Annotated in this window: 9 protein-coding genes; 7 read left to right on the plus strand and 2 right to left on the minus strand. The window is 47.2% G+C overall.

What is annotated here, in order from left to right:
• Positions 1-130: 130 nt before the first annotated feature.
• Entirely contained in the window at positions 131-838 is a 708-nt protein-coding gene (locus tag ACI0FR_RS16265) for a GntR family transcriptional regulator (RefSeq protein ID WP_461668017.1), read from the minus strand.
• A 166-nt stretch (positions 839-1004) separates the two neighbouring features.
• On the opposite strand from ACI0FR_RS16265, the gene ACI0FR_RS16270 reads away from it, so the two are divergent.
• The 7 genes from ACI0FR_RS16270 to ACI0FR_RS16300 are packed head-to-tail and all read left to right on the plus strand — an operon-like array spanning position 1005 to position 9681.
• Positions 1005-2315: a hypothetical protein gene (locus ACI0FR_RS16270; RefSeq protein WP_461668018.1), complete on the plus strand. Its 1311-nt coding sequence runs from the start codon at positions 1005-1007 to the stop codon at positions 2313-2315.
• 2 nt (positions 2316-2317) lie between these two features.
• On the plus strand, positions 2318-4168 hold the full coding sequence (locus ACI0FR_RS16275; protein WP_374834699.1) for a S41 family peptidase: 1851 nt from the start codon (positions 2318-2320) through the stop codon (positions 4166-4168).
• 35 nt (positions 4169-4203) lie between these two features.
• On the plus strand, positions 4204-5802 hold the full coding sequence (locus ACI0FR_RS16280; RefSeq protein ID WP_374834701.1) for a peptide ABC transporter substrate-binding protein: 1599 nt from the start codon (positions 4204-4206) through the stop codon (positions 5800-5802).
• Between the two features lie 36 nt (positions 5803-5838).
• Positions 5839-6765: an ABC transporter permease gene (locus ACI0FR_RS16285; RefSeq protein ID WP_461668019.1), complete on the plus strand. Its 927-nt coding sequence runs from the start codon at positions 5839-5841 to the stop codon at positions 6763-6765.
• Entirely contained in the window at positions 6758-7660 is a 903-nt protein-coding gene (locus ACI0FR_RS16290; protein ID WP_374834706.1) for an ABC transporter permease, read from the plus strand. The genes ACI0FR_RS16285 and ACI0FR_RS16290 overlap by 8 nt, the downstream gene beginning before the upstream one ends.
• A gap of 9 nt (positions 7661-7669) precedes the next feature.
• Complete coding sequence (locus ACI0FR_RS16295) at positions 7670-8671, plus strand: ABC transporter ATP-binding protein (protein WP_461668020.1); 1002 nt, start codon at positions 7670-7672, stop codon at positions 8669-8671.
• Between the two features lie 11 nt (positions 8672-8682).
• Positions 8683-9681 carry an ABC transporter ATP-binding protein gene (locus ACI0FR_RS16300; protein ID WP_374834710.1) on the plus strand — a complete coding sequence of 333 codons (999 nt, stop codon included), beginning with the start codon at positions 8683-8685 and terminating at the stop codon, positions 9679-9681.
• A 542-nt stretch (positions 9682-10223) separates the two neighbouring features.
• On the opposite strand, the gene ACI0FR_RS16305 is transcribed toward ACI0FR_RS16300, so the two are convergent.
• On the minus strand, positions 10224-10535 hold a 312-nt coding region (locus ACI0FR_RS16305), incomplete at its 5' end, for an SUMF1/EgtB/PvdO family nonheme iron enzyme (RefSeq protein WP_461668021.1).

A 10535-nucleotide genomic window follows, 5' to 3' on the forward strand; every position in this document is an offset into this window, starting at 1 on the left:
GGCCATAAACAGTGCGACATAGACCAACTTTTACCATGGAACTATCCAAACAAGGTGTGATCGAAACATCGCTTACAGCTGATTGATGACAGGGCAATTTATTCGGCCACTCCTGAAATACATGGAATCGTCAGTTTTTGGACGTATTTTGTGAAAAACTACGATTATTACTGTTTAGGTGAACCAGTAACGATTGCTGTATGTGGTAGCGGGCGGCCTCAGCGGCCTCTTGAGGGCTTCGATTTTGAATCGCGTTAAAAATTGCCCGATGCTCTGATGCAAGTTGTTCGGGCCTGTCCTCTGGAATATATCGTGCACCGCGCAGCATGACCATGGAATCAGATATAGCGCGAATTGCTTTCATGAAATATCGGTTGTGCGTTGCTTCATAGATGGCATTGTGAAACTCCCAGTTGACCTGGTTGAGACGGTGCCGATCGTGCAATAATTCTTCCGATCTTTTTAAAATATTGTCGATCTGCAAAATTTCTATATCCGAAGCATGCTGAGCTGCAAAGCGGGCAGCTATAGCCTCCATTTCCTGACGCAACATATATAATTCAACAACTTCCTGATGTGCCAGTTCAGCTACAACTGCACCCTTTCTGGGGGTTAGCACGACAGTTCCGTCGTTATGTAAGCGTCTAAGCGCCTCACGTACTGGTGTTCTGCTAACGCCTAATTCTGTTGCCACAACTGTTTCGCGGATGTGTTCGCCGGGAGTATAGCGCCCCTCACGAATGTTTTTTACCAACTCGTCGTAGATGTGCGAGCCTAACTGGGAAATCTCTGTTTCCACGGTTGAAGCAGCTGAGTTGTTCAGGGCGCTTTTCTTCAAGTTGATGTCCTTTCAAGCGTCTACTGGCAAATCGGTTAAGTGCTTTGAGCATATACATAATTTTTATTTGAATCTAGATGTTCCTAATTGTACTTGTTTAAGTACATAAAATACAATATGTCTTTTTAAGAACACGATTCTGTACAAAATCTCGGAGGAATGTCGGGTGGAGATTGAAAATCAGCGCATTATAGATGCGGAACTCAGTGCGCTTGAACTGTCTGAGCCGGGCAAAAATCATTTCTTTGGATATTATAACAAGCAGATATGGGATATGACGGGGTCACGCGTGCTTGCGCTGCAATGTGATTTTCCCAACAAAGATTTGCTGCCGTCCGATGTGGCAGCAGTCGGATATTTTGACCTTGCCAATGGCAACAAGTTTCAGAAGTTAAGTGAAACCACCAGTTGGAACTGGCAGATGGGGGCGCAGCTGCAATGGCTGGAAGCCACGCAGTGTCGTGAAATTATTTTTAATATCCGGCGCCCGCTTAATGATGCTGACCTTTATCCCGGGTTTGGTAGCCGCGTCGTTAATGTGGAAACCGGAGAAACGCGCGAATATAACGTGCCTGTTTATGTGGTTGCACCCAGCTCGGAATGGGCTGTTTGTGTAGATTACCGTCGTTATAATGCTACGCACCCGACCATTGGTTATGTTGATGAGCTGGCACCTGTCGAACTACCATTGGCACCATCAGACGATGGTATGCATATTTTGGATATGGTGAGTGGCGAAACCAAGCTTATCCTTTCGCTTGCTGATTTGAAAGCCAATCAACCTGTCGCATCCATGGATGGTGCAATTCATTGGATTAGTCATCCCGAGATCGCGCAAGATTCAAGGCGTATTTTGTTTCTCCATCGCTGGACGAAACGCATTGAAGACGAATTTTGCTGGTTACACCGTCTTTACTCGATCAATCCTGATGGCACGGATTTATACCTGCTTGAGTGTTCCGATCACCCAATTCCGCAATTGGACGATGCCTATGATGCCGATGCCAATAGTGTTTTTGATTATGAAAAATCTGAATACCAGATTTCTCATCCAACTTGGGTGAACCCGAAAGAAATCATGGCTTGGGGTCCGCATAAGGGTGAAATTCATTATAATCTTTATACGGATCGCTCGGATAAGGTTGAATTCATTGGCACGCAGGTGCTGACCGAAAATGGTCACATGACCTATTCACCCAATGGTCGTTTCATTCTATCCGATACTTATCCCGATGATACAACGAGCATTCGTACTCTTTTTATCTACGATACCCATACAGGCGCTCGTTATGATATTGGACGGTTCTGGACTGACACTAACCTTGGCAAAGTAAACCGTTGTGATCTGCATCCGCGGTGGCGCAGAGACGGACGGGCTGTGTGTATAGATTCAATCCACACAGAAGCACGCAATCTGTATCTGATTGAAGTCGGTGACATGCTTGACCAGATTCAAGCCGAAGGTGACAAGGCTTAATCATGGTCAGCTATCAACAGGCGTATGATGCACGCAAAATTCTGAAATTAGGCAATTTGTCTGATTTTCCGGCCTCAGGATTTGCTGCTTTGCGTTGGCAACCGGATAATCGCCGTCCAGAATTTTGGTGCGACGGTTGGCACGAGCTGGCGGTTATCAATGGCATTGATGTTGACTTGCTGGTCAATAAAGCTGCTGAAATGGCGGGGCGTGATTGGCAAAGATTGCTGATTTGTGATCTCGCTGGCGTGCTCTCACAAAATGCCGTACCTGTTGAGAATTGGGATATTGTATCATCTGAAGATGCCAAGTTTAGCTTGACGCCAACTACAGCTAATCTGCTCTCCTCCATCTGGTTTTTCCTACAATATGGCGAATGTCCGCCATTAAATGCAGAGCCGGATATGCAAGAATCATTGAAAGCGCTGGAAGAGATTCATCTGGATGGTTCAGCCCAAGCGCCTAAAGTGCTGAGTGCTGAACAGATGGAAAGCGATCTGCTGCTGCTTGACCGTCTTATAAAATCTGAATTCTCTTATTGGTGGATTTCCACATCGGAATATAGCGTGCGCCACGGGCAAATGCTGGCTGAAATCCGCCAGTCCGGCGCGAATAAATCGCGGATCCAGCATGTGGAAGCCATGCGGGATTTGATGGTGTTGTTGGGTGATGCCCATACACGTGTCAATTCTGCTGATAGCGCATTAATCAATAGCGGCATTGCCCCATTGCAATTTGATTGGATCAAGCAAAAGCTCGTTGCTGTGAGCTTGGATCGCCGCTCACTTATTGAGCCGGAATATCCCTTTGTCACAGCTATTGCTGGTGTGCCGATAAAAGAATGGAAACGCGTGGCTGGTGGCGGAGTGCCGCGCGGTACGAGTTCCATGCGCCGCACATGGATGGCGCGTGAAATTCGTCGTATTGGTGCTTTGGCCGAAAAACTCAATGTAGTTTTGTCGGATGATATGTCCGTTACGGTGACGCTCACCAATGAAAGCGGTAGTGCGACCAAGAATGTCATATTAACATTGCTTGATCATGATCCAAAGCCTGAGATTGAGCCGGTTCAGGGTGGCATTATCGCTGGTAATATTGGTTATATCGCACTGCCTGCAGGCATGGTTGGCGAACCGGAAGCGATTGCTGCCGCACATACTTTGATGCGTAGTTTCGAGGCTACAGATGGCATCATAATTGATATTCGCGATAATGGTGGCGGCTCAAGGCATCTGTTGCAGGCCATTATCGGCTATTTAGTGCCTAAGAATAAAGCCTATGTGACGTCTTGGGCACGGATCAGACGGATGCCTGGCGGTGATCCGGAAGCTGGCCGCCATATTATGCAAAAGCGTTTGATGCGCCCATCGAACAGTACCGAATGGAGCGGGGAGGCGCAAACCGCAGCTGCAGATTTTATGGCGCAGTTCGTACCTGAATGGCCGGCGGCAGAAAATGAAAATTTTGGCCCCGTAAATCTTTTGATGGCTGAACGTTTACCGGAACATGGTGACTTGCATTTGGCACAGCCTGTCGCGCAATTAATTAATTTACGCAATTACAGCGCCTCCGACATTTTTGCATCTTCGATAGCAGCGTTGCCACAGGTTCGAAGCTTTGGAACACCGACGGCAGGTGGCAGTGGTTTTGTCCGCCGCACGATTTTGCCGGCAAGTGGCACTGAAATTCAGATTTCGACGATGGCTTCAGGCATGATCAACGGTGATCTTTATGAGCGCCGCGGTGTTTGCCCTGAAGAAATAATCGAACCGTCTCTCGCACAATGGAGAGATGGAAGCGATGCTGATCCGGTTTTGCAAAGAGCCGTCAGCTATTTAAAGAGTATGAAATAACAATTAACGCTTAGCCTTTTCAAGGAGGGGGAAACATGAAAAAGACACTCGCTTTAGCCCTGTTAATGAGTAGTACAGTTTTTTCTGCGACGGGAGCTGCTTCTGCAGCTGAGCCAGGCTGGATTTCTATTTCCGCTTGCGTTCCTGCGGCTCCACTCATTCCAACTAATACGAATGAAAGATGCGGCTCCGACGTTTTACAGCCAATCCTTGCCGGTCTGGTCAGTGTTGATCCCAAAACCGGAAAGGTTTTGATGGATATTGCAACTTCGATTGAAACAGATGACAACATCAACTGGACAGTCACAGTTGCAAAAGATCGTGTTTTTCATGATGGTACACCAGTAACAGCCAAAAGCTTTGTTGATGCTTGGAATTGGGCAGCTTATGCGCCTAACGGCCAGACCAACAACAACTGGTTCACTGATATTGAGGGCTATGAGGCACTCAGCCCTAGTAAAGTTGATGGTGTAACACCGGAGCCGACCTCCACTGAAATGACGGGTCTGAAGCTCATTGACGATAATAGTTTCAGCATCAAGCTGAAGGCACCATTGCCGTCATTTATTTCCAAGCTGACCTATAAAGCATTTTTCCCGATGCCTGAGGCTTTTTTTGCTGATACAATGGCTTATGCGAAAAAGCCGATTGGTGCCGGTCCTTTCATGTTTGAATCCGGCAGTGCAGATAGTGGTTTCCGACTGGCTGCTTTCGAAGGTTATACCGGTCCGTTCAAGCCATCACTCAAGGGTATTGAACAGCGCATTTATACCAATGGTGAAGCTGCCTATAATGACTTGGTTGCCGGCAATCTTGATATGATGCGCGATGTGCCTGTTTCCAAGCTTGTTGGTGAGCAATGGAAGCGCGATCTTGAAGACAGAACATTGCTGTTTCCGACAGGGGCAACAATGGCGCTCGGTATGCCTTACACGGATGCAAACAAGCAGCTCTTGAGCCCGGAATTGCGACAAGCGCTTTCTATGGCAATTGATCGTGAAGCGATAATTGAAATCATTATGAATGGCACCGCAGTCGCTGCAACTGGTTGGGTTCCACCGGCAGCTGATGGCTATGTAGCAAATGGTTGTGGTGACACTTGCAAATTCAACCCGGAAAAAGCCAAAGAGCTTTACGATGCGGCCGGTGGCTATGAAGGTGATATCAAGCTCTATTACTCGGCTGAAAGCAACTTGAAGCCTATGATGGAAGCAGTTTGCAACTCAATCCAGAATACATTGGATGTTACCTGCCTGCCACAGTCTTTATCAGATAATTCCACTTTCTCCTCACTCACCCGTTCGGGTAAGATTGACGGCGTTTATCCTGCAAACTGGTCTTTGGATTATCCTGCAATTGATAACGCATTGATCCCTGTTTACTCGATCAACGGTACATCAAACCGTGGACAATATGCTAATGACGCTTTCGAAAAGCTGATTGAAGAAGCCAGCTACAAGAAGCAGGAAGAAGCATTTGAAATCTATCAGCAGGCTGAAAAGCTTTTGGCTGTAGATCTGCCGCGTGTTCCGCTTTGGCATCCGAAAGTGGCGGTTGGTTATTCGCCGCGCGTTGGTGAAATTGTTCTCTTCTCCAATGGTCGTCCGGATTACACACGGATTTCGCTTAAATAACCGATAAACACAATGTGTCACAAGGGATGAATCGTTATGTCCGGTTACATTCTACGCCGTTTGTTACAGTTCATCCCTGTTGCACTGGGGACAACATTTATCGTATTTTTTCTGGCTTGGGGAATGCCTGGCGATCCTTTAGCCGGAAAATGCGGTGATGCAGAGTGTTCCGAAGCTTTTATTGCGCAGGCGACTGCGCAATATCACTTGGATGAACCACTGCCGGTTCGTTACGTTTATTATATGATGGATGTGTTCAAGGGAGATCTTGGACGTTCATTTACTGGTCGGGATGTCGCCGAGCAGATTGCCGGTGTATTTCCGGCGACCATTCGTCTTGCTTTGATGGCAGTGGTCATTGAAGCGTTGATCGGCGTTGCTCTGGGAATGCTGTCAGCTTTGAAACCAGGCAAATTTTTTGACACGGCAAACTTGCTTGCAGGTCTTGTCATAATCGCCTTTCCAACCTTTGTAATTGCGAATTTGGCGCAGTTGATTTTAGGTGTCCGCCTTGGCTGGTTTCCGGTGACGGTCAATGATCCAAGCAGCTTCAGCCAGATGTTGTTACCTGCTTTTGTGCTTGCCATTTCTCATCAGGTTGTGCTGACGCGTTTGACCCGTACGACTGTTATCGACAGTTTGCAGAGTGATTATGTACGTACAGCCCGTACGAAAGGCCTGAAAGATAGCCGTATCATGCTCGTGCATGTGCTGCGCAACAGCTTGATACCTGTTGTGACTTATATTGGTAAAGATATTGGTGGCTTGCTGGCTGGTGCAATTGTTGTTGAAGGTGTCTTCAATATTCAAGGTGTAGGCGGCCTTATCGTTCGCTCAATCCGACTTCATGATGGCGTTACAATTGTCGGCGCGGTGACGATCATCGTTCTCATTTATCTCTTCGTTAATCTGCTGGTCGATTTGACCTATGCTTTGCTGGACCCACGGATTCGCTATGAATAAAACACCTTCAGCAGCAGCTATTCCAACTGAAACACTACCGAGCGGTCAATCACTGAGCCGTATGGCTTTCCAAGAATTGAGCCGGCGTCCGCTCGTCTGGATAATGCTGGTAATCTTGGTTGTTCTGGCCTTGATGGCAATTTTTCCCGAATGGTTTACTTCGGCTGACCCGCGTAAATGCCAACTGTTGAGTGCGCGGCGCGCGCCATCAGGAAGAGCATGGTTTGGTAATGATATCCAGGGCTGTGATATTTATGCACGTACCATTTATGGCACTCGTGCCTCACTGGTTGTTGCTATATTAGCAGCACTTGGTTCGACATTGATCGGCGGTATTGTGGGGTTGATAGCAGGTTTTAAGGGGGGGGCTATTGATGCTATTTTATCCCGTATTACGGATATTGTCATGGGGCTGCCGACCTTGCTGGGTGCTATCGTTATCTTGTCTGTTTTGGGCAATAACGGCGGCAATGGCATGCTCCGTCTGGCATTGGTATTGTCAATGCTTGGCTGGGCAACGGAAGCGCGTTTGATGCGTGCCAGTGTTTTGCAGGTTAAAGAAGCTGAATATATTCGTGCTGCCCGTGTGGCAGGGGCTTCTGAGATGTGGATTGCCTTACGTCATATTGTTCCCAATGCAATTACACCACTTTTGGTTATGGCGACCTTATCGCTCGGCGGCTATGTGGGAACAGAGGCGACCTTGTCCTATTTAGGTTTGGGTTTGCAGCCCCCGATCATTTCTTGGGGAACAGCTATTAGCGATGCGCAACCATATACTGGTGCTGCCCCCCATATGCTGATCTTCCCATCATTATTTTTGGTGGTGACCGTTTTAGTTTTCGTTCTCTTGGGCGAAGCTGTGCGGCGTGCCTTTGACCCCCGTTCCCGTTGAGGTTTCATCATGAATTCATCAGATAAACCACTGGTCTCGGTCAAGAATCTTTCCGTTAGCATTGGCGAAATTCCAATTCTGGATGGTGTCGACATCGACATTTATCAAGGGGAGATTTTGGCCGTGATGGGGGAATCCGGAGCAGGTAAAAGCATGGTGGCAATGTCCATTATGGGTATACTACCACCTTTGGGCAGGATTACTGGTGGCGAGATATTCTTCCGTGACCAAAATCTGCTCGGGATTGATAAAAATTCTCGCCGTGAATTGCGCGGAACCAGCATGGCCATGGTGCATCAAGATGCACCAACAGCTCTTAATCCGGTTTATACGGTCGGTTATCAAATTGCAGAAATGTTCCGCGCCCGTCTTGGTATGGGCCGCAAGGCCGCGCAGGAAAAAACTGTCGAGCTTATTAAGAAAGTCGGCCTGCCCAATCCGGAAGAACGCGCAAATTATTATCCCCATCAGTTATCCGGTGGGATGCGTCAGCGCATCATGATTGCTATGGCGATTGCGTTGCAACCAGACTTTTTGATAGCGGATGAGCCAACGACAGCCCTCGATGTGACCGTCCAGGCGCAAATTCTGGATCTTTTGGCAGAGTTGCAACGAGAAAATCAGATGGGCGTAATGCTTGTTACCCATGATTTTGGTGTTGTGGCTGAAATTGCTAATCGGGTGGCTATTTTATATGCAGGCCGCGTGATTGAAACGGGCAAGCCGGAAGAAATATTTACGCGCGCCGCACATCCTTATGCCTTGGCTTTAGCTGCTTGTGTACCTGATCTTGATTTGGAAGAACAATCGCTACCATCTATTAGCGGTCGTCCCGCCAGCTTGATGGATAGTGTGACCGGTTGCGCCTTCGCACCACGTTGTCCATTCGCACAAGATATTTGCTTCAGCGAACGGCCTTTACTTAAAGTGGTCGCTCAGGGGCGCCAGGCTGCTTGTCATTTTTCAGAAAAACTTATGGCTTCTGATAATGCTGCCAGTTCCTTTATCTGAGGATATATTAGATGTCTCAAAATGAAACTATTTCAGAGAAACCCATTCAGCCACTTCTAGATGTACGGGACTTGGTTTGCCACTTTCCTGTCCGCTCTGGCCTTTTGCGCCGGCAAACTGGCGCTGTTCAGGCCGTTGATCACATTTCTTTTTCTGTCGCTAAAGGTGAGGGGTTAGGAATTGTAGGCGAATCCGGATGCGGAAAATCCACGCTGATCAACACAATCTTGAAATTGGTTCCTGTCAATAGTGGCGAAATTATTTATGAGGGCCGAGACGTTCTCTCGATGTCGGGTAAGGAGTTGCGCAATTGGCGGCGTGAAGTGCAAATGGTTTTTCAAAATCCGTTTGCTTCCTTAGATCCACGTATGACAATCGGACAGATTGTCGAAGAGCCATTAATTGTCAGCAAGTCGGGCTTGAACCGTGCGGAACGGCACAAGCGTGTTGTGGAAACAATGGAAATGGTTGGCGCTGACTCACGTCAGGTTGATCGATATCCGCACCAGTTGTCCGGCGGCCAACGCCAACGTGTGGGCATTGCACGGGCATTAGTACTCAAACCTAAATTATTGGTGCTTGATGAACCTGTTTCCGCCTTGGATGTGTCCGTTCAGGCGCAAGTTTTAAATTTACTTGAGCGATTGCGGCATGAATTGGGATTGACGACCATTTTCATTGGCCATGATTTATCGGTGGTAAGCTATGTCAGTGATAGAATTGCGGTTATGTATTTAGGCCGTATCGTTGAAATCGGCACGCGTGAAGAAGTATTTAAAAGCCCGAAGCATCCTTACACACAAGCTTTATTATCAGCGGTTCCAAGTGTGAAAAAAACAAAAGGGCAACAAAGAGTTCGGCTAAAAGGTGATCCGCCCAATCCAGCCAATCCACCAAGCGGCTGCCGGTTTCATACGCGCTGTTCTTACGCAACGGAATTGTGCTCAAAATCGGAGCCGGCGTTGCCTGTCGATACAGAACACTCGGCAGCATGCTACTTTCCAAGATAGATTGTCCTGAGTATAAAAATAGATTTAAAAAATTATAATTCACTGTGAAATGCTCCTTGGACACACCTTGGGAGCATTATTCGTATCAAAAATTTTTGACTTTCGAACGCATCCGGATAGTTGAACCGCCGTATGTTTACCGGCGTTTAATTTGTTTGACGATTATTCAGCTCTGTCACATATTTCATATTCTGATAAAAATCTGTTCAGCTTCTGCAGGTGTTATATTTCCGATTAGCTCCAGCAAACGTTGATCATTGTACCAATGGATCCAGTTGAGCGTTTCTCATTCAGTTACGGCATTGTCATAAGCGTCGCCAATGCTACGGACCAAAGATCAAATCTGGGCCGCAGCTAGCCACTCGGTCTATTTTATAGAAAGATATTTATATCCGCGGACAGAGTGGTAGGTCAAATCCTTATTCATAGCGGCTTTACGCTTTGAGATGGCTTGCTCAAACGCATCAAGCTGGAGTTGCTTAGTAAAATGTGATCGCTTTGTCATGTAAGTTTCCTTTCAACTCAAAAACACTCCACTTTTACTAAGCAAGCCCAGTTTCATAAATGAGCCTAAAGCCGGCATGTCTGGTTGAGCTATCAGGTGTATTCCCCATTCTGGAAGCTATGCGGTAGCGGTGGCAATAGCTCGCATGGCAGAGATAAGATCCGCCTTTTAGTAAAATTCGTTTTTCAGCTTGTTGGTTTTGTAGTCTGGATTTTTTGGACAAGGAGCGAATTTTATACGTGTCTATACTCCACTCCCAGCAATTGCCGGACATCTGGACTTGATGTGGTGGACGGCCTCCTGATCCGCTTTTGTGCGATAGTGTGGTTGTTTTTAAAAGCCACCAAGG

Origin of the sequence: Paenochrobactrum sp. BZR 201-1 (assembly GCF_044987585.2) — a bacterium.
Classification (GTDB): Bacteria; Pseudomonadota; Alphaproteobacteria; order Rhizobiales; family Rhizobiaceae; genus Paenochrobactrum; species Paenochrobactrum pullorum.

Bases quoted from the DNA above. Each gene is read 5' to 3' on its own strand.
- ACI0FR_RS16275 (WP_374834699.1), top strand. From the start codon at position 2,318: ATGGTCAGCTATCAACAGGCGTATGATGCACGCAAAATTCTGAAATTA.
- ACI0FR_RS16280 (WP_374834701.1), top strand. From the start codon at position 4,204: ATGAAAAAGACACTCGCTTTAGCCCTGTTAATGAGTAGTACAGTTTTT.
- ACI0FR_RS16285 (WP_461668019.1), top strand. From the start codon at position 5,839: ATGTCCGGTTACATTCTACGCCGTTTGTTACAGTTCATCCCTGTTGCA.
- ACI0FR_RS16290 (WP_374834706.1), top strand. From the start codon at position 6,758: ATGAATAAAACACCTTCAGCAGCAGCTATTCCAACTGAAACACTACCG.
- ACI0FR_RS16295 (WP_461668020.1), top strand. From the start codon at position 7,670: ATGAATTCATCAGATAAACCACTGGTCTCGGTCAAGAATCTTTCCGTT.
- ACI0FR_RS16300 (WP_374834710.1), top strand. From the start codon at position 8,683: ATGTCTCAAAATGAAACTATTTCAGAGAAACCCATTCAGCCACTTCTA.